Raw genomic sequence first — 26266 nt, 5'->3', positions numbered from 1 at the left:
CTGTGAGGCTCAGCTCAGTGGGCGGCGGCGTCCCAGCTGCGTCCGGTGCCCACCGACACGTCGAGCGGCACCGAAAGCTCGATGGCCGAAGACATGTTGTCGCGGACCAGTTGCTCCACCTGCTCCCGCTCCGTCTCGACCACCTCGAGTACCAGTTCGTCGTGGACTTGCAACAGCATCCGCGACTTCAGTCCCGCCTCGCGCAGTGAACGCTGCACATTGATCATCGCGACCTTGATGATGTCGGCTGCGGTGCCCTGAATCGGGGCGTTGAGCGCCGCCCGCTCCGCCACCTCACGCCGTTGACGGTTGTCGCTGGTGAGGTCGGGAAGGTAGCGGCGACGGCCGTACAGCGTCGACGTGAACCCGTCCTTGCGTGCCTGCTCGACTACCGCGTGCAGGTAGTCGCGGACCCCGCCGAATCGCGCAAAATATGCCTCCATCTGCGACTTCGCCTCTTCGGTCGAAATCTTCAGCTGAGCGGCGAGGCCGAAAGCGCTCAGCCCGTATGCCAAGCCGTACGACATCGCCTTGACGCGCCTGCGCAGCTCGGGAGTGACCTCCTCGATGGGCACGCCGAAGGCCCGTGCCCCAACGAAGCTGTGAAGGTCCTCCCCCGTGTTGAATGCCTCGATCAGTCCTTCGTCGCCGGAGACGTGGGCCATGATGCGCATTTCGATCTGGCTGTAGTCGGCCGTGAGGAGCGTGTCGAACCCTTCACCGACCACGAACCCGTCCCGGATCTGTCGGCCGGCGTCGTTGCGTACAGGGATGTTCTGCAGGTTCGGCTCGGTGGACGACAATCGGCCGGTGGCCGCGACGGTCTGGTTGAAGGTGGTGTGGATGCGCCCGTCCTCGGCCACCGTTTTGAGCAGCCCGTCGACCGTGACCTTCAGCCGGGTGGCGTCGCGGTGAGCCAGCAGATGTTCGAGGAAGGGATGCGACGTCTTCTCGAAGAGGCTCTGCAGCGCCTCGGCGTCGGTGGTGTATCCCGTCTTGGTCTTTTTCGTTTTCGGCATCTCCAGTTCGTCGAACAGCACAACCTGCAGCTGCTTCGGCGATCCCAGATTGATCTGCTTGCCGATGACGCCGTAGGCCGCCTCCGCCGCCTGTGACACCTCGGCTGCGAAGCGGCTCTGCAGGTCGTTGAGGTGCTCGCAATCGACGGCGATTCCCGCGGCTTCGATGTTTGCGAGTACTTCGAGCAGCGGCAGTTCCATCTCGGACAGCAGGGCGGTCGATTCGATGTCTGCGAGTTCGGTGTCGAGTGCCGCCGCCAGATCGAGTACGGCCCTGGCACTGAGAATTTCCGCTTCCGCGGCCTCGGCATCTACCTGGTCGGCGTCGTCGAGCAGTGAAAGCTGCTCCTGCCCGGTCTCTTCCACGCGCAGTTCCCGGCGCAGGTACCGCAGAGACAGGTCGTCCAGGTTGAAGGTGCGTTGACCTGGGCGGACCAGGTAGGCCGCCAGGGCCGTGTCGCTGGTGAGTCCGCCGAGTACCCAGCCGCGTCCGCGCAGAGCATGCATTGCCCATTTCGCCTCGTGCAGGGCTTTCGGCTGCTCCGCGTCGGCGAGCCAGGAGCCGAGTGCCTTTTCGTCCTCCGGCGTGGCGCCGACCGTGGTGATGTAGGCACCTTCCCCGTCCGCCGCGGCGATCGCGATGGCTGTCACGTCACCGCCGTACGGGGTGCGGGTGCCGACGACGGACACACCGGAGCGCGCACCGCTCGACGCGTGTGCCGCCAGCCAGTCTGCGACAGCACCCGGTTCGAGCGCACCGCCGCGGACCTCGAAGCCCTCCTCTGCTTCTGCTTCCACCGGCGCCAGCGTGGCGAACAGCCGATCCCGCAGCACCTTGAACTCGAGGTCGTCGAACAGCGCGTGGATCTTCTCGCGATCCCATTGGGCCAGAATCAGCTGGTCCGGGGTGTACGGCAGGGGCACGTCCCGCACCATCTCGGTGAGTTCCCGGTTGAGCAGGACGTTGGGGAGGTTGGCGCGCAGCGCGTCACCGACCTTGCCGCGCACCTGATCGACATTGTCGACGAGGCCCACCAGATCCCCGTACTCGCGGATCCACTTGGTGGCGGTCTTCTCGCCTACTCCTGGGATACCCGGCAGGTTGTCACTCGGGTCGCCGCGGAGGGCAGCGAAGTCGGGGTACTGCGCCGGAGTGAGCCCGTACTTCTCCTCCACTGCGGCCGGGGTGAACCGGGTCAGATCCGACACACCCTTCTTCGGGTACAGCACCGTGACCCCGTCGCTGACCAACTGGAGCGAATCGCGGTCACCGGTCACCACGAGGACGCGGTAACCGAGCGCCTCGGCCTGGGTGGTGAGGGTGGCGATGATGTCGTCCGCCTCGAACCCCTCCTCGGCCATCACCGGGATACCGAGAGCACCCAGGACGTCCTTGGTGATCTCGACCTGCCCCTTGAACTCGTCGGGAGCCTTGCTGCGGTTCGCTTTGTAGTCGGGGAACTTCTCGGCCCGGAACGTCTGCCGCGACACATCGAAGGCGGCGCCGACGTGCGTGGGCTGTTCGTCCCGCAGCAGATTGATCAGCATCGACGTGAACCCGTAGACGGCGTTGGTGACCTGCCCGCTGTGAGTCTTGAAGTTTTCGGCGGGCAGGGCATAGAACGCACGGAAGGCCAGCGAATGGCCGTCGAGCAGCATCAGGGTAGGGCGAGTCTCGTCCGGCGCGGCCGTGACGGACGCGAGGGACGTGGTGGACCGGGGTGTGGTTGCGGGGCTCACGGTTGCCCAGTCTAGGGAGCGGATCCGACACCGATCAGCCGGACGGTTCGAAACTCAACCGAAACGCGCCGGAAATCGTAGAACCCGATTTCGCGCGACTCGACCCGTTAGAGTCCGGAAATCGCAGCCCGGGCGGAAAGACGGGCCCGACGCTGCACGACCTGACCGAACTACACGTCCTCGGAGGACCTGCGTGGCCCCAACCGTGAGGAAGCGACTCCCAGTGAGTGCGCGACCGATGTCCGTGAGGGAACGCACGAGACGGGGGCCGGTCACCCGGCAACTGCGCCGTGCGTTCGTCCTCCTCCTGCTCGGGTTCGTCGCGGCGATCGCGTTCGGCGGTTCCGCGGCAGCACAGCAACCCACCCCGACACCGGCGCCGCCGCCTGCCACCGGCCAACCTGCGCCCCCGGAGAATGCCGTTCCGGTCAGCGGCAATCTCAACAACGCCGGAGAGCGGCTCGCGGGTGTGACGGTGCGGGCGCTGGACGCCGACGGAACAGAGGTCGCCTCGACGGAGTCCGCGGAAACCGGGCGTTGGGAACTCCGGGTCGCGCCGGGCAGGTACACCTTCGAGATCGTCGCCGAGTCGCTCCCCGAGGGCGTCAGCGTGCAGGGAACCGTGGATCGTCAGGTGGTGGCCGGCCGCGCGAACACGGTCATCTTCTCTTTCGGTGAGGCCCGGACAGGTTCGGCGGTTCCGTTCTACGAGAAGCTGATCCGCCAGCTCATCGACGGACTGAGGTTCGGCCTCGTGATCGCCATCGCCGGGGTCGGGCTGAGCCTGATCTACGGCACCACCGGCCTGACCAACTTCGCGCACGGTGAACTCGTCACGCTCGGCGCCGTCGCCGCCTGGGTCATCAACGTGTCGTTCGGGGTGCAGCTGATCCCGGCCACGATCCTGGCGATCATCGTCGGTGTCCTGATCGGCGTCGCCAACGACGCCGGGATCTGGCGACCCCTGCGGAAGCGCAAGACCGGACTGATCCCCCAGCTCGTGGTGTCGATCGGCCTCGCGATCGCCCTGCGGTACCTGATCCTCATCTTCTTCTCCGACCGCGCCGAACCCTTCGTCGACTACCAAGCCCAGGTGGAGAGGCATTGGGGTCCGATCGCCATCACCGACGCCAACCTCGTGTCCATCGGGATCAGCCTCGTCGTCCTGGTCGGCGTTGCCCTCCTGCTGCAGAAGACCCGCATCGGCAAGGCCATGCGTGCCGTCGCCGACAACCGCGACCTCGCTGCGTCCTCCGGCATCGACGTCGAACGAGTCATCCGGTTCGTCTGGGGGCTCGGCGGCGGACTCGCCGCGCTCGGTGGTGTCCTGTTCGGCATCTCGGAACTCGGTGGCCGCGTGCAGTGGGAGATGGGTTTCAAACTCCTGTTGCTGATGTTCGCAGGTATCACCCTCGGCGGACTCGGCACCGCCTACGGCGCACTGCTCGGCTGCGTGATCGTCGGCATGCTGGTACAGCTGTCGACCCTGGTGATCAACCCCGACCTCAAGTACATCGGAGGACTGCTCATCTTGATCGTCATCCTCGTCGTCCGGCCTCAGGGCATTCTCGGCAGCCGCCAAAGGATCGGGTGATCGTATGGACATTCCCGGAGCACTCCAGGTCTCACTCGCCCAGCTGATCGGCCCCTCGGCGATCTTCTACGCGCTGCTGGCAATCGGTCTCAACCTCCACTTCGGCTACGCCGGCCTGCTCAACTTCGGCCAGATCGGGTTCGCACTTCTCGGCGGATACGGCGTGGGCATCATGACCGTCACCTACGAGCAACCGCTATGGCTCGGCATCCTGGTCGGTCTCGCCGCCGCCGGCCTCCTCGCTCTCGTTCTCGGTATTCCGACTCTGCGGTTGCGGGCCGACTATCTCGCCATCGTCACCATCGCGGCGTCCGAGATCCTGCGACTGATCTTCCGTTCCACCGCATCAGATTCCATCACCGGTTCGACCAACGGGCTGTTCGGCTTCGCCGACCCGTTCACCTCTCTCAGCCCATTCGATTCCGGTAAGCAGTACAACTTTCTCGGCGTGAAGTTCTACGGCGACGACCTGTGGTCCATGGTGGTCGGCTGGACCCTCGTGCTGGTCCTCTGCGGGTTCGTGTACCTCCTCACCCACAGCCCGTGGGGTCGCGTACTCAAGGCGGTTCGCGAGGACGAGGACGCCGCCCGTTCGCTCGGCAAGAACGTCTTCGTCTACAAGATGCAGGCGCTCGTTCTCGGCGGCATGATCGGCGGGCTCGGTGGCGTGTTCAACGCGTTGCAGACCAAGTCGATCAACCCCGACTTCTATTCCACCGCCCAGACCTTCTTCGCATTCGGCGCCCTCATTCTCGGTGGCGCGGCCACCGTCTTCGGACCCGTGATCGGCGCGATGCTGTTCTGGTTCCTGCTCGCCATCCCCGACGCGCTCTTGCGGCAGGCCATCTCCGGCCCCGACCCCCTGTTGCCGCTGACGGAACAGCAGGTCGGTGCGATGCGGTTCGTCCTGCTGGGAATCATGATCGCGGTCCTGATGGTGTTCCGTCCGCAGGGCATACTGGGCAACAAGCGGGAGGTGCAGCTCAATGCCTGACCACAGACTGCCCGACGATCAGCAGACCGTCACCACCCTCACGACCGAGGAGCGGGAGGCGATCTTCGCCGACGTCCCCCAGGTCCCCGGCGCTCCCAAACCCGACCCGATTCTGGTGGTGGACAACGTGTCCCGCACCTTCGGCGGACTCAAGGCCGTCGACGTGGCGCACCTCGAGATCCAGCGTGGGTGCATCACCGGGCTGATCGGCCCCAACGGTGCGGGCAAGACCACCCTGTTCAACCTCCTCACCGGTTTCGATCGGCCCGACAGTGGCACCTGGTCGATGGACGGCCAGTCCCTCGGCCGGATGTATCCGCATCAGGTGGCGCGCAGGGGCGTGGTACGCACCTTCCAGCTCACGAAGGCGCTGTCGAAGCTGACTGTGCTGGACAACGTCCGTCTCGGCGCCACCGGCCAGCGCGGTGAACGCATGCTCACCAGCCTGTTGCCGTGGATGTGGAAGGCGCAGGAGAAGGACGTCACGGAGCGGGCCAATGAACTGCTCGCACGATTCAAGCTCGACACCAAGGCCGACGACCTCGCCGGCTCGCTGTCCGGTGGCCAGCGCAAGTTGCTGGAAATGGCGCGCGCGCTGATGACCGAGCCGACCGTGGTGATGCTCGACGAACCGATGGCGGGCGTGAATCCGGCCCTCACTCAGAGCTTGCTCGGGCACATCAAATCGCTGCGCGACGAAGGCATGACCGTCGTCTTCGTCGAACACGACATGGACGTGATCCGCGACATCAGCGACTGGGTGGTGGTCATGGCACAGGGCAGCGTCATCGCCGAATCCACACCCGCTCACCTTTCGTCGAACAACGCCGTCGTCGACGCCTATCTGGGCAGCCACCACGATCAGGCACTGGAGTTCGACGACGAAGGAAACCCCGTCGGCGAGACTGCGGCGCTCGCCGAGGCGCTCGAGACTGCGGAGGCGCAGACCCTCGAGACCGGCGGCGACCTCTCCGAACCCGACATCACCGAGCTGAGGCGTGAGAACCCATGACCGAATTGACCCCAGCGGAATTCGCGGCCACGCCCGAGGAGCACGCACGGCTCGCCGAGGGCGCTCTCGTCCGGGCCGACGGTGTGGTCGCGGGATACATTCCCGGCGTCAACATTCTGCGCGAATGTAACTTCTTCCTTCGCGAAGGCGAAATCGTCGGCATCATCGGCCCCAACGGCGCCGGTAAGTCGACACTGCTGAAGTCCTTGTTCGGACTCATTCCGGTCCGGCAGGGCTCGGTGACGCTGCGTGGCGAGGACATCACGGCCAAGCCCGCGCACGTGCTCGTCCAGAAGGGTGTGGGCTACGTTCCGCAGACGCAGAACGTCTTCCCTTCGCTCACCATCGAGGAAAACCTCGAGATGGGAATGTATCTGCGCCCGAAGGCATTCGACGAGCGATTCGCCTTCGTGGGCGATCTTTTCCCGCTGCTGATCGAACGCAGGAAAGTGAAGGCCGGCGCCCTCTCCGGCGGTGAGCGGCAGATGGTGGCAATGGGCCGGGCGCTGATGATGGACCCGTCCGTACTGCTCCTCGACGAACCGTCCGCCGGACTCTCCCCGATGTTCCAGGACGAGGTGTTCATCCGCTGCAAGAAGATCAACGCCGCGGGCGTCTCGGTGATCATGGTGGAGCAGAACGCCCGTCGATGCCTCCAGATCTGCGACCGTGGCTACGTTCTGGACCAGGGCCGCAACGCCTACACCGACTCGGGACCCAACCTCATGCACGACCCCAAGGTGATCGAACTGTACCTGGGCACGCTGGCGGGCAGTCAAGAGAAGAAATAGTCCGCACACACACGAACCTGTGGGCCAGGGGTTTCCCTGGCCCACAGTTCGTTGAAACACAGTACGTTTCAGCTGAGAAGGATCACTCCCCCACGACGATGTATCCGTCCGTCGTCAGCTTGTTGTCGGCACCGAACTTCATCTTTCCGTACGAACCGATGGAGGGTTCGCCCGCATCACTGAAGTCGAGTTTGCCGGTGACGCCGTTGTAGTCGATGTCAGTTCCGGCCTGCACGAGCGGCAGGCACTCCTGGTAAGACGTGCACGGTGTGCCACCCTCGGTGACGTTGTTGATGTTGGCGGCGATGTCGCGGCCCGCCGTCGACTTCGCCGCCTCCGCAGCCAGCGCGGAGACCATGACGGCGTCGTAAGACTCACCGGCGTAGTTGAAGTCGATCAGCGCACCGTTGATGCCCTTGAGGCGATCCTGGAACGCCGGACCGACGTCGGTGAGCGGAGTGGTGCCCTGCATCCCGTCGAGCAGCGGCGGCGCTACGGCCTCGCCGAGCGCGTTACCCATGTTGCCGTCGACACCGTAGACCTTCATGCCGTCGGACGGGCCGATGCCCACCTCGTGCATACGAGTGATGATCTTGGCCGACTCCTCGAATCCCACTACTGCCACAGCATCCGGGGCGAAGTCCTTGACCTGATCGATCTCCGAGTTGAACGACTGTGCGTTGGGGTCGTAGATGATCTTCTGGATCTGATCTTCCGGAATGCCGGCGTCGGCGAGGTTCTTCACGATGTTGTCGGCGAGCCCGGTGCCGTAGGGATCGTTCAGTGCGAGGACGGACACCCGCTGGCCGCCGTCGTCCGAGATGAGCTGCGACACAGCCTGAGCCTGCAACACGTCCGTGGGGGCCGTACGGAAGTACTGCCCCTTGTCGGCGTAGCAGACGAACTGGTCGGACGTGTTCGCCGGCGAGAACATCACGACACCCGCGCTGGCCACCTTGTCGATGACCTTGAGCGACACTGAGGACGACGCCGCACCGACGATCACCTGTGTGCCCGCGGCCAATTCGCGGTCGACGGTGGAGTTGGCCGTATCCGTGGTGGTGTCGCCCGAGTCGCCGGGAATCAACTGCACGGGCTGACCGAGCACTCCGCCGGCCGCGTTGACGTCGTTGACACCGAGCTGGGTGCCCGCCACCATCGGCGGCCCGAGGAAGGAGAGGCTACCGGTGTCGGGCAGCAGGGTGCCGATCTTCAGTGGCGCCGTGGACGGTGTCGTTCCGGCCGTCGCCTCTTCGGGGGTGCAGTCGGTGGTCACCGTGGTGGCTGAGGCGGCGGCACCGTCGCCTCCGCTTGCGGACTCGTCGCCACTGTCCGAACTGCAACCTGCGAGTGCGAGGCTCGCCGCGCCGAGAACCGCGGCCGCCCGCACGAGGGTCCGTTTAGCCATCCAAAGTCTCCTTAGATCACCTGTGTACGGACGCCACCCGAGTTGGCGTCCGCTGTGGGATCAGACGCTAGCTGTCCGGCGGCGTTCGCGACCCTCGGCGAACGGCTCGTGACCTTACTGTGACCTTGATGCGGTCAGTGTTTACGCGGCCGTAAAGTGTTACTGGGGCTTCTCGCCGCCGAGAGTCTCGAGGACCACCTGGGCCACCGCTTTCATGGTCGAACGGCGATCCATCGCTGCCCGCTGAATCCACCGGAACGCTTCGGGTTCCGTGAGTGACTGCTTGTCCATCAGCACGCCCTTGGCGCGCTCGACGACCTTGCGTGTCTCGAGCCGTTCGGACAGGTCGGAGATCTCCCGCTCCAGTGCGGTCACTTCCTTGAACCGGCTGGCTGCCAACTCCACGGCGGGCACCAAGTCGGCGACGGAGAACGGTTTGACCAGATACGCCATTGCGCCCGCGTCACGGGCCCGTTCGACCAAGTCTCGCTGACTGAACGCTGTGAGAATAACCACTGGGGCAATACGTTTCGCGGCGATCTCGGACGCCGCATCGATGCCGTCACGCCTCGGCATCTTCACATCCATGATGACGAGGTCGGGTTTCAGCTCGACCGCCAGATCGACCGCAGTCTGCCCGTCACCGGCCTCACCGACCACGTCGTAACCCTCTTCACGCAGCATCTCGACGAGGTCCAGCCTGATCAGCGCCTCGTCTTCGGCCACCACGACCCGTCGCGGCGGGGTCGGCACGCCTTGCGGCTGCGGAGCGTTCATGGTCACCATTCTCCTCTGCTCGGACGACCCCGAAGCCGGGGAGCGAACGGTTAGAGGGTACCGGTGGTTGACTCCCGACGACGATCTTCTACAGTGGTACAGCGCAACACGCCCTCGTATCCCAATTGGCAGAGGAAACGGATTCAAAACCCGTCCAGTGTGAGTTCGAGTCTCACCGAGGGCACTGCCGGACAGTCGCATCAAGTGCAGGTCAGGGTCATCCCTGACCTGCACTTCGCGCAATGGACTGCTATCGCACCGTCCGCACCACTGCCTGCGGGCTGCGTATCGCCGCGGACGGCTACGACCACGGGGTGACGGGTCTTATCTGTGCCTTGCCGTCGAGGACGACGTCGACACGTTCCTGATAGAAGCACACCATCCCCGCGATCTGGGCGAGCTCGAGCGGGGGATGTTCATAACTCCACGCGATGTCGACGCCCTTGTCACCGCCTCCCACCAGCGACCAATGTGACGCGTGGCCTTTGTACGCACAGACCGTCGAGGTCGGACTCGGTTCGAGCGCCGCGACGACGTCGGCACGGGGCAGGTAGTAGCGCGCAGGGAGCACGAATTCGAAGAGGATCAGCGCGCGGGCCGACTCTGCGACGAGTCGGCCGTCGAGTTCGATGCGGATGGGCGTCGAACTCCGCCGCACATCGATTCGGGAGAACGGGTCGTGGGGGTGCCCGAAGATCGGTTCGTCCTCCTCGAGCCAGTCGAAGCCGTCGAAGTCGAGGATGACCATCGAGTCGAGTTCGGCCGGCCGGAACGCCTGCCCGATGGCGGCACCGGCAGTGACCGTCATCGGCGTCCCTGCGGTCGTGTGGAACCCGAAGGCCGTCCGCGGGTCGATGACCGGTGGGCCGCCCTCTTCCAGCGATACCGGCAGCTCCGAGGCGGCATCGTCCGACGCCTCCGCCAGGGTGCCCGTCACGTCGGAGATCGGCACCGCATAGGACGGGACGACGCGTCGTGGCTCCCACACCAGCACGGCGTCACGCGTGTCGACGACCGTGGCGCCGCCGAGACGCGCACGCACCCGCTTGGGAGTCGGCTGGTATCGGAGCTCCTGCCGAGCCTGCATCAAGTGGTCGATCATTCTGACGGCCATCCGCTGTACCTCCTTGTCGACCTGCGTACGCGCGAAGAGAACTGAGCCGCAGGTAGTGGCGGCTTTGTTGTGCCGGAACCCTGTGGTTCGGCGTGTGCCTGCCAGTACCATGGTGGCACGGTTCCGCCCTCGAGCACGGAGGTCACCCATGGATCTCGGCACCGTCAACTTCACGTACGACGGGCGCGTAGCTCTTCGATTCCAGCAAGCGTTGTCGCATTCGCCGGAGAAGGTGTGGCGGGTACTGACGGACCCCCAGTATTTGAAAGTCTGGTTCCCCGCCGACGTCGATTTCGACCTCACTCCCGGCGCGGAACTGGTGTTCCGCGTAACCCCGGAGCAGGTCCGCCGGTTCGGATTACCCGAAGACCACACGACCACCGGCACGGTCATCTCGGTGCACCCTGGCCACATCCTCGAGTATCTGTGGGACGCGGAGACCCTGCATTGGGAGCTGAGTCCCGACGGGAGCGGCGGTTGCTGGTTGACGCTCACGCACACGGTGGAAGAGGAAGACTCCGCCTATGCACACGCCGCGGGCTGGCACGCCGGCCTCGAGGTGGTGGAAGCGCAACTCGACGGCCGCGAGGTGAACTGGTCACCGTGGGATCGGGCCGACGAACTCGCATCGGCCTACCGCAAGGCCAACTGACAGTCCGCCCGGGTGCCGCCGAGACACCCGGGCGGAGCCGTTCAACCCAGCACCCGGGCGGAGCCGTTCAACCCAACACCCGGGCAAGGCCGCTCAACCCACGAGCGAAGTTTCGGTCCACTGCCCCTCGCCTTCCAGTTCCACTCCGAGCGAGTGGAATTGGTTGAGCGTGCTGCGGTGCCCGACACTGACCACGATGCTGTCCGGCAATTCGGACCGCAGGAGTGTGTAGAGCGTGTGCTCGAGCCCCTCGTCGATCGCCGAGGTGGCCTCGTCGAGGAAGATGACGGCCGGCCGCGCGGTCAGGACCCGCGCGAAAGCCAGCCGCTGCTGCTCTCCCGGGGACAGGATGCGGGTCCAGTCGGCTGTCTCGTCGAGTCGGTCGCCGAGATTGCCGAGCGATACCTTCGACAGCGCCTCACGGAGAGTGCCGTCCGCCGCTGTCGGTTCGCTGGGGTACGCCAGCGCTGTCCGGAGCGAACCGAGCGGCAGATACGGCCGCTGGGACAGGAAGATGGCATCCCCGGATGGTCGCGACACCGTGCCGTCCGCGTAGGGCCACAGATCGGCGAGGGTCCGGAGCAGCGTCGTCTTGCCGGAACCGGACGGACCCTTGACCAACAGCGACTGACCGGGGCCGACGGTGAGATCGAGTCCCTCGATGAGCGTCGCTCCGGACGGAGTCCGCACGTCGAGCTTGTCGACGTCGAGTTCGTTCCCGGACTTGCCCGTCTTCAAGATCGGGAGTGCGGCGGCGTGCATGTTGTCGTTGGCCAGTCCATTGAGTCGGATGAGGGTGGCGCGGAAACTCGCGAAGTCGTCGTACGACTCGCGGAAGAAGGACAGTGAGTCGTGCACCTGTGAAAACGCCGTCGAGGTCTGCATGACGTCACCGAGTGAGACCTGACCGCTGAACAGCCGCGGCCCCTGAATCAGGAAGGGGAAGATGACCGCTGTCTGGTTCACCGAGAGGTTCCAGCCGTTGAATTTGAGAGTCCGGAAGACGATGTGCCACATGTTGCGGATGACGTGCGCGAACCGGCCTGCCAGCGTTCGCCGCTCGACGTTCTCGCCGCGATAGAACGCGATGCTCTCGCCGTACTCACGGACCCGGATCAAGGCGTAGCGGAAGTTCGCATTGAGCTTCTCGTTGAGGAAGTTCAGCCTGATGAGCGGCTTACCGATCCAGAACGCCACGACCGTGGTGACGAGAACGTAGACGAAGACGAGGAAGATCATCGCCCGCGGAATCTCGGTGCCGAAGATGGTCATCGGACCGGACAGGTCCCACAGGATCCCGGTGAACGACACGATCGACAGCACCGCGGTGACCGCGCCCATGGACAGCACCCGGGCCGTGGTCACGAAATTGGTGATGTCGGCCTGAATTCGCTGATCGGGGTTGTCGATCGCGTCGTCGAGGAAGCGGTCGCGGTAATAGGCCCGACTGTCGAGCCAGTCGTCCGTGAGGTGGTGGGTGAGCCAGACACGCCAATCGATGTCGAGTGTCTGGCCGATGAGGAACTCGATCAGGGCGCGTACGACGTGGATGGCCGCGAGGAACGCGAACACCCGCAGAAAGTGCCAGAACGCGGTCTCGTCGAGGTTCTGGATCGAGTCGTAGAAGTCGTTGGACCAATAGGAGAACAGTACGTTCATCCGCACGGCGAACACGGTGAACAGCAGCAGGACCGCGAGGATCACCAGCGGCTTGGGACTACGCCGCGGATTGAAATACGCCGCCGCGAAACGCCAGAACTGCCTGCCCCACTTGGTGAATCGGGCCAGCAGCACGATGACGACGACAAAGACGACGGCAGTCATCACGTAGGCCTTCAACAGCCATACCGTGCTGTCCCACACCACGTTGTTCCAGTCCACGACCCAGGTCCCCGATCACGAGATGAAGCTCAGGAGAAAAGATGGCGAAGTCTAACCCTGGTTCGGCGTGATCGGCGAGAGAAACGTGAACGACACGTCCGTCGTCGCCCGGAAAGCTACCCGTCTTGTGCAGGTTCCTGCTTTTCTTCGGTGTCCGGATCTCGGTCTCGATACTCTTCCTTGAGGTTGCCCTCGTCGTCGACATAGTCGTCGAAGGCGGTGCCGGAGACCGTGCCCCCGGAGCCGGGGAGCACGACCGTCTCCCTGGCTCCCGGATCGTACCGAGCGTCGATTTCTTCGGCCTTCTTCTTGGCCTTCTCGATCGCTTCGTCGTCGGGACGGGGCACTTCGCCCTCGGTCTGCTCGCCGGTGTTCTTCTGCTCGGTGTCGTCTGCGCTCATGGTGCACGTCCGTTCCGTCGGAGATCCGGAATCGACGATACGCCCCGAACCGTCACTTCCTGGGCGGGAAATGACGAATCAGCCCTTCCTGCACCACGGTGGCGAGCAGTTCGCCCTCGAGCGAGAAGAAGCGCCCGGTCGCAAGCCCTCGTGAACCGGCGGCCACCGGCGACTCGGTGGCATAGAGCGCCCAGTCGTCGAACCGGAACGGGCGATGAAACCACATCGAATGATTGACCGTGGCCGCCACGATCCGGTCGAGGCCCCACGACAACCCGTGCGTGGTGATGATCGAATCGAGCACCGTGGTGTCCGACGAGTAACCCATGACGGCGACGTGGATCAGCGGATCGTCCGGAAGATCGCCGTCCGCCCTCATCCACACCCGGTTGTGGGTGAGCTTCTCCCCCGTACCCTTCATGATCCAGGACGGGTCGTTCGCATACCGCATGTCGATCGGCTTCAGGGCGTTGACGAACATCTTCAGCCGGTCCTCGTAACCGAGAAAATGATCACCCAGAGGCGGAAGTGTCTCCGGGAACGGAACATCGGGAACCGCGACCGCGTGTTCGAGTCCCTGGCCCCAGTCCTGGAACGCCGCAAGCATCACGAACAGTTCCTGACCGTTCTGCAGGGCGGTGACCTGCCGGTTGGCGAAGGCTCGGCCGTCGCGGTGACGATCGACGCGGTACTCGATCGGTTCCTTCACGTCACCACCGCGAATGAAGTGGGCGTTGACCGCGTGCACCGCCCGTTCACCGGAGACGGTGCGGCCGGCGGCGACCAGAGCCTGCGAGATCAACTGGCCGCCGAACGTCCGGCTGCCCACCTGCGCGGGATGCCGACCTCGATAGGTGTCCTCCCCGATTTTCTCCAGATCGAGGAGTTCGAGAAGAGTCTCGAGATCGGTCTTCGCCGCGACTTCGCTCACCTAGTGGTCCTCTTCACCGATTCTGTGGACGTGGATCAGGTTGGTCGATCCTACGGTGCCGGGCGGCGAACCTGCCACGATGATGACCAGTTCACCCTTCTGGTAACGGCCGAGGCCCAGGAGTGCGTGGTCGACCTGACGGACCATCGCGTCGGTGCTCTCGACGGGGTCGACGAGGAACGTCTCCGTGCCCCAGGTCAGCGAGAGCTGGCTGCGCACCTCCGGGAGCGGGGTGAACGCGAGCAACGGCAGCGGGGTGTGCAAGCGAGCGAGTCGCCGCACCGTGTCGCCGGACTGGGTGAAGGCAACGAGCGCCTTCGCGTCGAGTCGCTCACCGATGTCGCGGGCGGCGTAGGAGATGACGCCCCGCTTGGTGCGAGGAACGTGGGTCAGCGGAGGCACCCGGGTCGATTCACCCTCCACGGCCTCGACGATGCGGGCCATGGTGCGCACGGTCTCCATCACGTACTTGCCCACCGAGGTTTCCCCGGAGAGCATGACCGCGTCGGCACCGTCGAGAACCGCGTTGGCCACATCGGACGCCTCGGCGCGCGTGGGGCGCGAGTTCTCGATCATCGACTCGAGCATCTGCGTGGCAACGATGACCGGCTTCGCGTTCTCGCGGGCGATCTGGATGGCCCGCTTCTGCACGAGCGGGACCTGCTCGAGCGGAAGTTCCACGCCCAGGTCACCACGCGCGACCATGACCGCGTCGAACGCGAGGACGACGGCCTCGAGGTTGTCGATGGCCTCCGGCTTCTCGAGCTTCGCGATGACCGGGATGCGGCGACCGACGCGATCCATGACCGCGTGCACCAACTCCACGTCGGCAGGTGAACGCACGAACGAGAGGGCGATGAAATCGACACCGAGGTTCAGCGCGAACTCGAGGTCGGCGATGTCCTTCTCCGACAGCGCGGGCACCGACACGTTCATCCCCGGCAGGGACACACCCTTGTTGTTGCTGACCGGGCCACCCTCGGTGACACGACACACCACGTCGTTGCCCTCGACGCCGGTGACGACGAGACCGACCTTGCCGTCGTCGACGAGAAGTCGGTCACCCGCCTTGGCGTCCTCCGCGAGCTGCTTGTACGTGGTCGACACCCGGTCGTGCGTGCCGTCGACCTCGTCCACGGTGATCCGGACGAGCTCACCGTTGGCCCAGGTGGTGCGCTCTTCGGCGAACCGGCCGAGCCGAATCTTGGGCCCCTGGAGGTCGGCGAGGACTCCGACCGCCTTTCCCGTCGCATCCGATGCGGCTCGGACGCGGTTGTAATTTTCCTCGTGGTCGGAGTGTTCCCCGTGGCTGAAGTTCAGCCGGGCCACATCCATACCGCTTTCGACGAGTTCGCGAATACGGTCACCGGTGGCGGTAGCAGGTCCAAGAGTGCATACGATCTTCGTCCGTCGGTTCACGGCCTGAAGCCTAGTCGTCCCGCCCGTCCATCTCCATTTAGACTACGGCCAGCGGAAGCGCCGTCGGATGCACCGGCGACGGGAGGTCGGACGCCCCTGTGAGGTACGCATCGACGGCATGCGCGGCGGACCTGCCTTCGGCGATCGCCCACACGATGAGCGAGGCACCGCGATGCGCGTCGCCGCACACGAACACTCCCGGTGCGGTGGTCTGCCAGTCGGGACCACAGGACAGCACGCCCCGACGGGTGGGGCTCAAACCGTAGTCGTCGAGCAGCGGACCGAGGTCGACGCCCTCGAAACCGATCGCGAAAAGCGCCAATCCGCAGGGTAATTCGATTTCCTCCCCCACCGGGGTGATGATGCGCTTGCCGTCCTCCCTCGACACCCGGACCTCCGCGAGCACCATGGCCCTGACGTTTCCGTTCTCGTCACCGAGGAACCGTTGCACCGCAACCTGATACCGGCGGACGCCGCCTTCCGCGTGGGCCGGCGACGTGCGCAGCACCATCGGCGAGGCCGGCCACGGAGTCACGGACTCGTCCCGCTCGCTCGGCAACTCAGGGCGGTAGTCCAACTGGGTCACCGACAACGCTCCCTGCCGATGCGCCGTTCCGAGGCAATCCGCGCCGGTGTCACCGCCACCGATGATGACGACGTGCTTGCCCTTCGCGGTGATCGACGCAGGGCCGTCACCCTCGCACTCCTTGTTGGACGTCACCAGGTGCTCCATTGCGAGATGGATGCCGCCCAACTCCCGGCCCTCCACCGTCGTGTTGTCGCGGGCACGCAGGGCGCCGATGGCGAGGACCACCGCATCGAAGTTGGTCCGCAACTGGTCCACGGTGAGATCGACACCCACCTCGCAATCGGTGACGAAATGTGTTCCCTCCGCGCGCATCTGGACCAGCCGCTGATCGAGCACCGACTTCTCCATCTTGAACTCGGGGATGCCGTAGCGAAGGAGTCCCCCGAGCCGGTCGTCGCGCTCGTAGACGGTGACATCGTGTCCGGCGCGGGTGAGCTGCTGGGCGGCCGCGAGCCCGGCCGGACCGGAACCGACCACCGCGACCTTCTTTCCCGTGGCGATCATCGGCGGTTTAGGCTCCACCGTTCCGGACTCCCAAGCGACGTCGGCGATCGTCTGCTCGATCCGCTTGATGGTGACGCTGCCCGTCGTGTGGGTGTCGGCGAGCGAGAGCACACACGCCGATTCACACGGCGCCGGGCACAACCTGCCGGTGAACTCCGGGAAGTTGTTGGTCGCATGCAGACGCTCGCTCGCCGCCGACCAGCGGCCGCGGCGCACGAGATCGTTCCATTCCGGAATCAGATTGCCCAGCGGGCAGCCCGCACTTCCCGAGTGGCAAAACGGGATACCGCAGTCCATGCAGCGGGTGGCCTGCTCGGCTACCTCGGCGTTGCGCTCCTCGGGACTGAGCGGACTGGTGACCTCGTGCCAGTCGTGCACCCTTTCCGCAATGGGTCGCTTGGGTGCTTCCTTCTTGGGGATGTGCAGGAAACCATGCGGATCAGCCACGAGCCGCCTCCATGATTGCGGTGTCCACGTCGAGCCCCTCGGCGCGGGCCAGCCGAGTGGCCTCGAGAACCCGCTGATAGTCCACCGGCATCACCTTGGTGAACAGCGCAGACCGCCGGGGCCAATCGGCGAGCATCGAAGCCGCGACGGTGGAGCCGGTCCAGTGCAGATGGTCGCTGACGGTACGGCACAGCCAGTCGAGGTCCTCGGGGTCGGGTGTCAGCAGGGTGACCATGGCCGGATTGACGTCGGCGGGATCGAGGTCGAGCACATATGCGATCCCGCCCGACATTCCGGCCGCCAGGTTCCGTCCGGTGGGACCGAGGACGACGACCCGTCCGCCCGTCATGTACTCGCACCCGTGATCGCCCACTCCCTCGACCACGGCGGTCGCTCCGGAATTGCGTACCGAGAACCGTTCGCCGGCCCGTCCGCGGAGGAACAGTTCACCGGAGGTCGCACCGTAGAGCAGTGTGTTGCCGGCGATCACCTGAGTCTCCGGGACGAACAGGACGTCGGCGGCCGGGCGCACCACGATTCGCCCGCCCGACAGCCCCTTCCCGACATAGTCGTTGGCGTCGCCGGTGAGGTCGATGGTGATGCCCGGCGGCAGGAACGCACCGAGTGATTGACCCGCCGACCCGGTGAAGGTGAGCCGGATGGTGTCGTCGGGGAGCCCACCCGCACCGTAACGACGGGTGACCTCGGCACCGAGCAGCGTCCCGACCGTCCGATTCACATTGCGCACGGGCATCTCGATCTCGACCGGATGCGCGTCTTCGAGGGCGCCTTCGGCCAGCTGGATGAGCGTGCGGTCCAGCGCCCGGTCCAGGGCATGGTATTGGTCGGTCACCTTGCGCCGCTGGGTGAGCGGGGTCCCGTCGGGGCCCTTCGGTAACGCGAAGATCGGCGAGAGGTCGAGTCCGCGGCTCTTCCAGTGCGCGATTCCCTCGGCCGTCTCGAGCATGTCCGCGTGCCCCACCGCCTCGTCGATGCTGCGGAAGCCGAGACGCGCCAGGTGCTGCCGGACGTCCTCGGCGATGAAGCGGAAGAACTCCTCGACGAACTCGGGCTTGCCGGTGTACCGCTTGCGCAATTCGGGGTTCTGAGTGGCCACTCCCACCGGGCAGGTGTCGAGGTGGCACACACGCATCATGATGCACCCCGCCACGATCAACGGCGCCGTCGAGAAGCCGAACTCCTCCGCCCCGAGCAGCGCAGCGACGACGACATCCTTCGCGGTACGCATGCCGCCGTCGCACTGAACGGTGATCCGATCGCGCAGACCGTTGAGCACGAGTGTCTGCTGTGCGTCGGCCAGTCCGATCTCCCACGGCGTACCCGCGTGCTTCATCGACGTGAGCGGAGTCGCGCCGGTGCCGCCGTCGTTGCCCGAGATGAGGACCACGTCCGCGTGCGCTTTGCTGACACCGGCCGCCACCGTCCCCACACCCACCGAACTGACCAGCTTCACATGGACACGGGCCTGGTCGTTGGCGTTCTTGAGGTCGTGGATCAGCTGTGCGAGGTCCTCGATCGAGTAGATGTCATGGTGCGGCGGAGGTGAAATCAACCCCACGCCCGGAGTCGAATGCCGGGTCTCCGCCACCCATGGGTACACCTTGTAGGCGGGCAACTGCCCGCCCTCGCCCGGCTTGGCGCCCTGGGCCATCTTGATCTGGATGTCGCTGGCGTTGACCAGGTAATCACTGGTGACGCCGAATCTTCCGCTCGCCACCTGCTTCACGGCGCTGCGACGGGACGGGTCGTAGAGGCGGTCGACGTTCTCCCCGCCCTCCCCGGAGTTGGATCGCCCACCGAGATTGTTCATGGCCACGGCCATCGTCTCGTGCGCCTCGGCGGAGATGGACCCATAGCTCATCGCGCCGGTGTTGAAACGAGTGACGATCCGCTCCGCCGGCTCCACCTCCTCGAGCGGCACCGGAGGCCGGATGCCCTCCCGGAAGCTGAAGAGGCCGCGCAGTGCACCTCCGGCTGCGGCGAGCCTGTTCACCTCGTCGCTGTACTGGGCGAAAACCTCGTGCCTGCCGGTGCGGGTGGCGTGCTGGAGGAGAAACACGGTCTCGGGCGTGAACAAGTGCAGTTCGCCGTCGCGGCGGAACTGGTACTCGCCGCCGTGGGCAAGCCGGCGGTGTGCGTACTCGGTGGGATTGTCGGGGTAGGCCTGCCGGTGCCGGAGCAGCACTTCCCGCGCGATCTCGTCGAGTCCCACGCCACCGAGTTTGCTGGTGGTCCCCCGGAAATACTCGTCGACGAGGCCGCGGTCGAGGCCGAGTGCCTCGAAAGCCTGGGCGGCGGTGTACGAACCGACTGTCGAGATGCCCATCTTCGACATCACCTTCAGCACACCCTTGCCGAGTGCCGTCAGGTAGTTGCGCACCGCGATAGTGTGATCGACTCCCGTCAGCTCGCCCTCCGACACGAGGTCCTCGATCGACTCCATCGCGAGGTACGGATTGACCGCGGCCGCTCCGTAGCCGATGAGCAGCGCCAGATGATGCACTTCGCGCGCGTCGCCGGACTCGACGACCAGCGCCACCTTCGTTCGTTCCTTGGTGCGGATCAGGTGGTGATGCACCGCGCCCACGGCCAGCAACGACGGGATGGGAGCGCGGGTGTGGTCGGAGTCGCGGTCCGAGATCACCAGTGTCCGGTATCCCTGCGCGATCGCAGCGCTCGCCTGGGTGCGCAGTTCTTCCAGCGCATCGGCCATGCCCGCACCGCCGCGCTCCACCTCGTAGAGACCGCGCAGAACGGTCGCCGCCAGACCGGGGTGGTTGCCGTCCGCGTTCACATTGATGATCTTGTTCAGGTCGTCGTTGTCGAGCACTGGCCACGGCAGCACTATCTGACGACACGACGCCGCAGTGGGCTCGAGCAGATTCTGTTCCGGACCCATGACCCGGGACAGCGACGTCACGATCTCTTCGCGGATGGCGTCGAGCGGCGGATTGGTCACCTGGGCGAACAGTTCGACGAAATAGTCGTACAGCAGCCGCGACCGGGCGGACAGCACAGCGATGGGCGTGTCGGTTCCCATCGAGCCCAGCGGCTCCCCGCCGGACGCCGCCATTGGCGACAACAGGATCCGGAGATCTTCCTCGGTGTAGCCGAACGCCACCTGTCGCCGGACCACCGACTCGTGGTTGTTCTGAGCGTGCGGTCGCTCGGGCAGCGTCCTGAGGTCGAGCAACCCTGCATAGAGCCACTCGGCGTACGGCTTCTCGGCTGCCAGCCGCGACTTGATCTCGTCGTCGGGAACGATACGTCCCTCCGACGTGTCGACCAGGAACATGCGCCCCGGCTCGAGGCGCCCCTTCGCCACGACCTCGTCCTGGGGCACGTCGAGAACTCCGCTCTCGCTCGCCAGGATCACCCGCCCGTCGACGGTCTGCCACCAGCGGCCGGGCCGCAGACCGTTACGGTCCAGCACTGCCCCGACTACGGTTCCGTCGGTGAACGTCACACACGCCGGCCCGTCCCACGCCTCCATCAGCGAAGCGTGGAACTGGTAGAAAGCGCGCCGGTCGGGACACATCCTCGTGTCGTTCTCCCACGCCTCGGGCACCATCATCATCACCGCATGGGGCACGCTGCGTCCCGCGAGATGCAGCAGCTCGAGCACCTCGTCGAACGAGGCAGAGTCCGACGCCTCGGGTGTGCAGATGGGGTACAACCGTCGGAGGTCGCCTGGGATGGCGGCACTCGACAGCATCGCCTCCCGCGCCCGCATCCGATTCCGGTTGCCTCGAACGGTGTTGATTTCCCCGTTGTGCGCCACGAAGCGGAACGGGTGCGCAAGCGGCCAGGACGGGAACGTGTTGGTGGAAAACCTGCTGTGCACCACCGCGAGCGCACTCATCATGCGGGAATCCCGCAGGTCCACGTAGTAGAGAGGCAGCTGGGGAACGGTCAGCATGCCCTTGTAGACGATGGTGCGGCTCGACAGCGACGGGAAGTAGACGCCCGATCCGCTCGACTCGACCTCCGGAGTGATCTGCTCGGCGCGCTTGCGCAACGGGTAGACGAGGCGATCGAGGTCGAGACCACTGGGCCGCCGTTCGCCGGTCGGCGGCGCCGCGACGAACAGCTGACTCATGTGCGGCTCGCATCCGCGTGCCGTAGCCCCGAGGTCGGCGCCCTGCGAATCGATCGGCACGTCCCGCCACCCGAGGATTTCGAGCCCCTCCTCGTCGGCGAGGTCCTCGATCCGCTTCCGGGCCGTCGATCGCGCCTCCGGGTCGCGAGGAAGGAAGCAGAAACCCGCGGCGTAGGTACTACTTCCGTCCGGGGCCGGCGAAGGAAGGTCGAAATCGACGACCTCCTCGAAGAGCTCGGTGGGCAGCTGCACCAGTATTCCGGCACCGTCTCCGCTGTTCGTCTCGGCGCCGGCAGCGCCGCGATGCTCGAGGTTGTCCAGAGCGACGAGACCATCCGCGACGATGGAGTGCGAACGGCGGCCGTGCACGTTCACCACCATGGCGACACCGCACGAATCGACTTCGCGATCCGGGTCATAGAGACCTTGCGGACCAGGCGACTGAGAGAACAGCACCGATATACCTCCACATCGGCCGAGGGGACCACCGGTGGCGCTTGCGCGTCCCTGCCGGCGGCCTCCGCTAGCGGGGTCGCCACGACGGGCGCTAACTGCATTTTCGGGGGTCTACCGGGACAGCCTCGGCCCGTGAAGGTTGTTACCGGACATACATCCGGCGCGCTCAGCTTACCAGCACCGATAAGCCTCGGATATGCCGATTTCCGGAGAGGACAGCGCTGTGGCCCCCGTCGCACGAGCAACAGGGGCCACAGCGGTGGAATCGAGCGGCGACGCTACGTCGTCACTGGTCCCGGAGGGGTCGTCCGTACTTGTCCTTCACGCTGCCCGTCAGCATCATGATGCCGTCGATCAGCGGCCAGAGCCCGCCTAATCCGCACGTCAGCCAGGTGACGGCGATCTGCGCGACCGCGATGCCGGGCTGGTTCAGGTAGAACCGTCCGACACCGAAGGCACCCAGGAAAATTTGCAGGAGTCCCGCGGTGAGCTTCGACTTGTCGGAGTACGGCTCACCGCTGACCGGGTGCCGGCCGAACGGCGCAGACGGATCGACGTAGGCGTTGTACCCGACCGGGGCATATCCGGGCTGCGGGTATCCCTGCTGGCCGTACCCCTGCTGGCCATACTGCTGTCCGGGATTCTGCTGGCCGTAATTCTGCCGGCCGTAGTCCGGCTGACCGTAACTCTGGGGTGCGGCACCCTGCTGACCGTAACCGGCCTGCGGGTAGCCGGGCTGCTGATAGTCCTGCCCGGACTGCGGCGACGTCCCGTACTGCGCGTTGTAGTAAGGATCGGGGGTGCCGTACGTCGGGCCGTCCGCAGGCTGCTGCGGCTTGTCGTAACCGGTGTACGGGGCGGTCGGCGGCGGGGTGTCGCCCACATTAGGCAGTGCGGTGGTGGGTTCGGTTCCACTCGGCGACGGGTAGGTGGGAGTCGAACCCCAGCCGGGACCATTGCCGACCCCGGAGTAGGTGTCCCATCCGGGCCCGGTTCCCGACGACGCCGGTGAGGGCGTTGCGTCCGAGGTGGCGGGTGGCTGCGACAGCGATGCCTCGGCGGTGGCGTCGTAATCGAAGGGCGAACCGAACTCGGGCGGAAGGCTCGACTCACCGCTTCCGCTCTTCTTCCCCAGATCCACCCGCTGGGTGTCGTCGCCGGAGGTGTCGGCCTTGGCGGAATCGTCGGATGCTTTCCCCGGATCAGTCATTCGCGTCATCCTTCTTGCTGTCGGTGGTCGTCGTGCCCGCATCGGTGCCGGCACTCGCAGTACTCACAGCCTTGTCGTCACCCGCAGGCTTGTCTTTCTCCCCGTTGTCCTGTTCGGTCGTCTCCTGATTGGGCGTCCCCTGTTCCGCCGCGACAGGATGATGCGGTTGCAACTCCGCCGGGTCTTCCCGGCCCTTGGTCGCGGCGAAGACATACACCACCGCTGCGACGAAGACGATCGCCGATGTGAACGAGTTGACGCGGACGCCGGCGATGAGGCTGGCGTGATCGCTGCGCATCAGCTCGATCCAGAACCGACCCGCGCAGTACCCGGCCACATACAGGGCGAAGAGGCGGCCGTGCCCGATACGGAAGCGGCGGTCCACCCACACCAGCAGGATCACGATCAGCACGTTCCACAGCGCTTCGTACAGGAAGGTGGGGTGCACCACGAAAGCGACCTGCCCGGTGGAGACACCGTCGATCAACTCGGGGTGCACCTGCCCGGCGTCGTTGCGGCGCTCGAAGATCTCGAGCCCCCACGCCACGTCGGTTTCCCGTCCGTACAGTTCCTGGTTGAAGTAGTTGCCGATTCGTCCGATCGCCTGGGCCAGCAAGATGGGAGGCGCTACCGCGTCACCGAGCGCAGGCAGCGGTATCCCACGCCTGCGACAGCCGATCCACGCGCCGACGCCGCCGAGCGCCACCGCGCCCCAGATACCGAGCCCGCCCTGCCAGATCTTCAGGGCGTCGACGGGATCCCCGCCCTCCCCGAAGTAGGTGGGCCAGTCGGTCAGGACGTGATACAGCCGGCCACCGATCAACCCGAACGGCACCGCCCAGATGGCGATGTCGAGCACGGTGCCCTTCTCGCCGCCGCGGGCGACCCAGCGGCGGTCGCCCCAGAAGATCGCGACGACGATGCCGACAATGATGAACAGCGCGTACGCGCGCAGGGCCAGTGGGCCGACGTACCAGACGCCCTGAGGCGGACTCGGAATATACGCCAGCACGTCCACAGTGGAAGTCACGACGCCACGGTAGCGGAGCGAACGCCCTCGGCGAGCTCCCTCGTCAGCGAGCGCACAGCGTCGAGCCCGGATTCGACCGCGGTGACGAGGGCAGACCCGACGATGACTGCATCCGCGTAGGCGGCGATCTCGGCGGCCTGCGCCCCCGAACGGACACCCAGACCGACACCCACCGGAATGTCGGAATGGGCGCGGATGCGCGCGGTCAACTCGGGCGCCATCGACGACACCGCGTCACGCGCGCCGGTCACCCCCATCGTCGACGCCGCGTACACGAATCCGCTGCTCGCCTTCAGGGTCATCGCCAGTCGTTCTTCGGTCGACGACGGGGCAACAAGGAAGATCCGGTCGAGGTCGTGTTCCTTCGACGCCGTGATCCACTCGCCGGCCTCCTCGGGGATCAGGTTCGGCGTGATGAGTCCGAGGCCGCCGGCGTTTGCGAGGTCACGGGCGAACCGGTCGACACCGTACTGCAGAACCGGATTCCAGTACGTCATCACCACGGCCTTGCCGCCCACCGACGCGATCTGCTCGATGATCGTGAACACGTCACGCACCTTGACGCCGTTGCTCAGCGCCTTCTCGGCGGCCGCCTGAATGGTGGGTCCATCCATCACCGGGTCCGAGTAGGCGATACCGACCTCGACGATGTCACAGCCCGAGTCGACCATGGCCTTGAAGACGTCGATGGATTCGGGGACGGTGGGGTACCCGGCGGGTAGGTATCCGACGAGAGCGGCACGCTTTTCCTCACGGCACTGCGCGAATGTCGGGGCGAGGCGCGAGAGTCGTTCGCTCACTTGGCCGAACCTTCCTTGTCGGTGGTCGTGGGGGTTTCGGTGGCGGCGTCGGGGTCGAAGAGCCCGAACCACTTGGCCGCCGTGTCCATGTCTTTGTCACCGCGCCCGGAGAGGCTGACGACGATGATCGCGCCCTCCCCCAGCTCGCGGCCGAGTCGCAACGATCCTGCGACGGCGTGCGCTGATTCGATGGCCGGGATGATTCCCTCACGCTCGGACAGCAGGCGCAGGGCATCCATGGCCTCCGTGTCGGTGACGGGCTCGTAGGTGGCGCGGCCGATGTCCTTGAGCAGGGCGTGCTCCGGTCCGACGCCGGGATAGTCGAGACCAGCCGAGATGGAATGCGATTCGATGGTCTGTCCGTCCTCGTCCTGCAGCAGATACGAGTACGCACCCTGGAAGGCGCCCGGGGTGCCGGCCGCGAAGGTGGCGGCGTGGCGCCCCGTCTCGACTCCGTCACCGGCAGCCTCGTACCCGACCAGCCGCACCCCGGGGTCGTCGAGGAAGGCGTGGAAGATTCCGATGGCGTTGGACCCACCACCGACACACGCGGTGACCGCGTCGGGCAGCCTGCCCGTGAGCGCCTGCACCTGCGCCCGCGCCTCGAGCCCGACGACACGCTGGAAGTCGCGGACGATGGTCGGGAAGGGATGCGGTCCGGCCGCGGTGCCGAAGCAGTAGTACGTGTTGTGGGCGTTGGTCACCCAGTCCCGCAGCGCCTCGTTGATGGCGTCCTTGAGCGTCCGGGAGCCGGACTCCACCGAAACCACCGACGAACCGAGCAACCGCATACGGGCCACGTTCAGCGCCTGCCGCTCGGTGTCGACCGCGCCCATGTAGATGACGCACTCGAGCCCGAACAGTGCACACGCCGTCGCCGTGGCCACACCGTGCTGACCGGCACCGGTCTCCGCGATGATGCGGGTCTTGCCCATCTGCTTGGCGAGCAGCACCTGACCGAGCACGTTGTTGATCTTGTGCGAGCCCGTGTGATTGAGATCTTCGCGCTTGAGAATCAGCCGCGCACCCCCGGCGAATTCACTCATCCGAGTGGCCTCGAAGATGGGCGACGGGCGGCCCGTGTAATCGCGCTGCAACCGATCGAGCTCGGACAGGAAGGTGTCATCCGACCGCGCCTTGTCGTACGCGGCCGTGACCTCCTCGATCACCGCCATCAGCGCCTCGGGCACGTGGCGTCCGCCGTAGACGCCGAAGTGTCCTCCGGAGTCGGGGTCGTGCGACGTGCGTTCGGCGATTCCGGCGCTGGCAGTCGGCAGATCGCCACCCTTGAAGACGGTGTCCTGATTACGTGAAGTCACAGGTCCAGTCTGCCCCAACGCCGGGCGCTGCCGCCGTCCGGGTCAATTCGGCCGCAGT

Annotated in this window: 19 protein-coding genes and 1 tRNA gene; 6 read left to right on the top strand and 14 right to left on the bottom strand. The window is 65.7% G+C overall.

Features of this window, described 5'->3' with window-relative positions:
* Positions 1-14 precede the first annotated feature (14 nt).
* Positions 15-2759: a DNA polymerase I gene (polA, locus tag GFS60_RS13380; RefSeq protein WP_201453565.1), complete on the bottom strand. Its 2745-nt coding sequence runs from the start codon at positions 2757-2759 to the stop codon at positions 15-17.
* A 223-nt stretch (positions 2760-2982) separates the two neighbouring features.
* Here polA and GFS60_RS13375 point away from each other — a divergent pair, with 223 nt between their 5' ends.
* From GFS60_RS13375 to GFS60_RS13360, 4 genes are read left to right on the top strand one after another with little or no spacing between them, the layout of a single operon-like run.
* Complete coding sequence (locus GFS60_RS13375) at positions 2983-4353, top strand: branched-chain amino acid ABC transporter permease (protein ID WP_236603450.1); 1371 nt, start codon at positions 2983-2985, stop codon at positions 4351-4353.
* Between the two features lie 4 nt (positions 4354-4357).
* Positions 4358-5347, top strand: coding sequence for a branched-chain amino acid ABC transporter permease (locus GFS60_RS13370; protein WP_159921853.1), 990 nt, complete (start codon positions 4358-4360; stop codon positions 5345-5347).
* Positions 5340-6359 (top strand): ABC transporter ATP-binding protein, encoded by a 1020-nt coding sequence (locus GFS60_RS13365; protein WP_159921851.1) that lies wholly within the window; start codon positions 5340-5342, stop codon positions 6357-6359. Before GFS60_RS13370 ends, GFS60_RS13365 begins: the two co-directional genes overlap by 8 nt.
* Positions 6356-7150: an ABC transporter ATP-binding protein gene (locus GFS60_RS13360; protein ID WP_109329398.1), complete on the top strand. Its 795-nt coding sequence runs from the start codon at positions 6356-6358 to the stop codon at positions 7148-7150. Before GFS60_RS13365 ends, GFS60_RS13360 begins: the two co-directional genes overlap by 4 nt.
* A gap of 82 nt (positions 7151-7232) precedes the next feature.
* On the opposite strand, the gene GFS60_RS13355 is transcribed toward GFS60_RS13360, so the two are convergent.
* Both GFS60_RS13355 and GFS60_RS13350 read right to left on the bottom strand, forming a co-directional pair.
* Positions 7233-8558, bottom strand: a complete 1326-nt coding sequence (locus GFS60_RS13355) for an ABC transporter substrate-binding protein (protein WP_159921849.1) — start codon at positions 8556-8558, stop codon at positions 7233-7235.
* A gap of 159 nt (positions 8559-8717) precedes the next feature.
* Positions 8718-9344: an ANTAR domain-containing response regulator gene (locus GFS60_RS13350; protein WP_109329396.1), complete on the bottom strand. Its 627-nt coding sequence runs from the start codon at positions 9342-9344 to the stop codon at positions 8718-8720.
* Between the two features lie 101 nt (positions 9345-9445).
* Here GFS60_RS13350 and GFS60_RS13345 point away from each other — a divergent pair.
* Positions 9446-9519, top strand: a tRNA-Leu gene (locus GFS60_RS13345).
* A gap of 117 nt (positions 9520-9636) precedes the next feature.
* Here GFS60_RS13345 and GFS60_RS13340 read toward each other — a convergent pair.
* Positions 9637-10449, bottom strand: coding sequence for a DUF427 domain-containing protein (locus tag GFS60_RS13340; RefSeq protein WP_159921847.1), 813 nt, complete (start codon positions 10447-10449; stop codon positions 9637-9639).
* A 148-nt stretch (positions 10450-10597) separates the two neighbouring features.
* Here GFS60_RS13340 and GFS60_RS13335 point away from each other — a divergent pair, with 148 nt between their 5' ends.
* Positions 10598-11101: an SRPBCC family protein gene (locus GFS60_RS13335; RefSeq protein ID WP_159921845.1), complete on the top strand. Its 504-nt coding sequence runs from the start codon at positions 10598-10600 to the stop codon at positions 11099-11101.
* Between the two features lie 93 nt (positions 11102-11194).
* Here GFS60_RS13335 and GFS60_RS13330 read toward each other — a convergent pair whose 3' ends face one another.
* From GFS60_RS13330 to trpB, 10 genes are all read right to left on the bottom strand, one after another.
* Positions 11195-12982, bottom strand: coding sequence for an ABC transporter ATP-binding protein/permease (locus tag GFS60_RS13330; protein ID WP_159921843.1), 1788 nt, complete (start codon positions 12980-12982; stop codon positions 11195-11197).
* A 116-nt stretch (positions 12983-13098) separates the two neighbouring features.
* On the bottom strand, positions 13099-13383 hold the full coding sequence (locus tag GFS60_RS13325; protein WP_109329392.1) for a hypothetical protein: 285 nt from the start codon (positions 13381-13383) through the stop codon (positions 13099-13101).
* A gap of 52 nt (positions 13384-13435) precedes the next feature.
* The gene (locus tag GFS60_RS13320) at positions 13436-14314 is read right to left on the bottom strand and encodes an acyl-CoA thioesterase (protein ID WP_159921841.1); all 879 of its coding nucleotides are present in this window, start codon (positions 14312-14314) and stop codon (positions 13436-13438) included.
* A complete protein-coding gene (gene pyk / locus GFS60_RS13315) occupies positions 14315-15733 on the bottom strand; it encodes a pyruvate kinase (RefSeq protein WP_159921839.1) in 1419 nt (472 codons plus the stop codon).
* 37 nt (positions 15734-15770) lie between these two features.
* Positions 15771-17273, bottom strand: coding sequence for a glutamate synthase subunit beta (locus GFS60_RS13310; protein WP_109329389.1), 1503 nt, complete (start codon positions 17271-17273; stop codon positions 15771-15773).
* Positions 17266-21849: a glutamate synthase large subunit gene (gene gltB / locus GFS60_RS13305; RefSeq protein ID WP_159921837.1), complete on the bottom strand. Its 4584-nt coding sequence runs from the start codon at positions 21847-21849 to the stop codon at positions 17266-17268. The genes GFS60_RS13310 and gltB overlap by 8 nt, the downstream gene beginning before the upstream one ends.
* A 286-nt stretch (positions 21850-22135) precedes the next feature.
* Positions 22136-23059, bottom strand: a complete 924-nt coding sequence (locus GFS60_RS13300) for a TM2 domain-containing protein (protein ID WP_159921836.1) — start codon at positions 23057-23059, stop codon at positions 22136-22138.
* Positions 23052-24089, bottom strand: coding sequence for a prolipoprotein diacylglyceryl transferase (lgt, locus tag GFS60_RS13295; protein WP_159921835.1), 1038 nt, complete (start codon positions 24087-24089; stop codon positions 23052-23054). Before lgt ends, GFS60_RS13300 begins: the two co-directional genes overlap by 8 nt.
* Complete coding sequence (gene trpA / locus GFS60_RS13290) at positions 24086-24889, bottom strand: tryptophan synthase subunit alpha (RefSeq protein ID WP_159921834.1); 804 nt, start codon at positions 24887-24889, stop codon at positions 24086-24088. The genes lgt and trpA overlap by 4 nt, the downstream gene beginning before the upstream one ends.
* Entirely contained in the window at positions 24886-26208 is a 1323-nt protein-coding gene (gene trpB / locus GFS60_RS13285; RefSeq protein ID WP_159921833.1) for a tryptophan synthase subunit beta, read from the bottom strand. The genes trpA and trpB overlap by 4 nt, the downstream gene beginning before the upstream one ends.
* Between the last annotated feature and the right edge of the window lie 58 nt (positions 26209-26266).

This window comes from Rhodococcus sp. WAY2 (assembly GCF_009859915.1).
Taxonomy (GTDB): Bacteria; Actinomycetota; Actinomycetes; order Mycobacteriales; family Mycobacteriaceae; genus Rhodococcus_F; species Rhodococcus_F oxybenzonivorans.
The sequence above is the reverse complement of the archived record's forward strand: the minus strand, read 5'-3'. Positions and strand labels throughout refer to the sequence as shown.

Excerpts from the sequence above, each read along its gene's own strand:
- GFS60_RS13370 (WP_159921853.1), top strand. The coding sequence starts at position 4,358 with ATGGACATTCCCGGAGCACTCCAGGTCTCACTCGCCCAGCTGATCGGC.
- GFS60_RS13365 (WP_159921851.1), top strand. The coding sequence starts at position 5,340 with ATGCCTGACCACAGACTGCCCGACGATCAGCAGACCGTCACCACCCTC.
- GFS60_RS13360 (WP_109329398.1), top strand. The coding sequence starts at position 6,356 with ATGACCGAATTGACCCCAGCGGAATTCGCGGCCACGCCCGAGGAGCAC.
- GFS60_RS13355 (WP_159921849.1), bottom strand. The coding sequence starts at position 8,558 with ATGGCTAAACGGACCCTCGTGCGGGCGGCCGCGGTTCTCGGCGCGGCG.
- GFS60_RS13350 (WP_109329396.1), bottom strand. The coding sequence starts at position 9,344 with ATGGTGACCATGAACGCTCCGCAGCCGCAAGGCGTGCCGACCCCGCCG.
- GFS60_RS13340 (WP_159921847.1), bottom strand. The coding sequence starts at position 10,449 with ATGGCCGTCAGAATGATCGACCACTTGATGCAGGCTCGGCAGGAGCTC.
- GFS60_RS13335 (WP_159921845.1), top strand. The coding sequence starts at position 10,598 with ATGGATCTCGGCACCGTCAACTTCACGTACGACGGGCGCGTAGCTCTT.
- GFS60_RS13325 (WP_109329392.1), bottom strand. The coding sequence starts at position 13,383 with ATGAGCGCAGACGACACCGAGCAGAAGAACACCGGCGAGCAGACCGAG.
- GFS60_RS13300 (WP_159921836.1), bottom strand. The coding sequence starts at position 23,059 with ATGACTGATCCGGGGAAAGCATCCGACGATTCCGCCAAGGCCGACACC.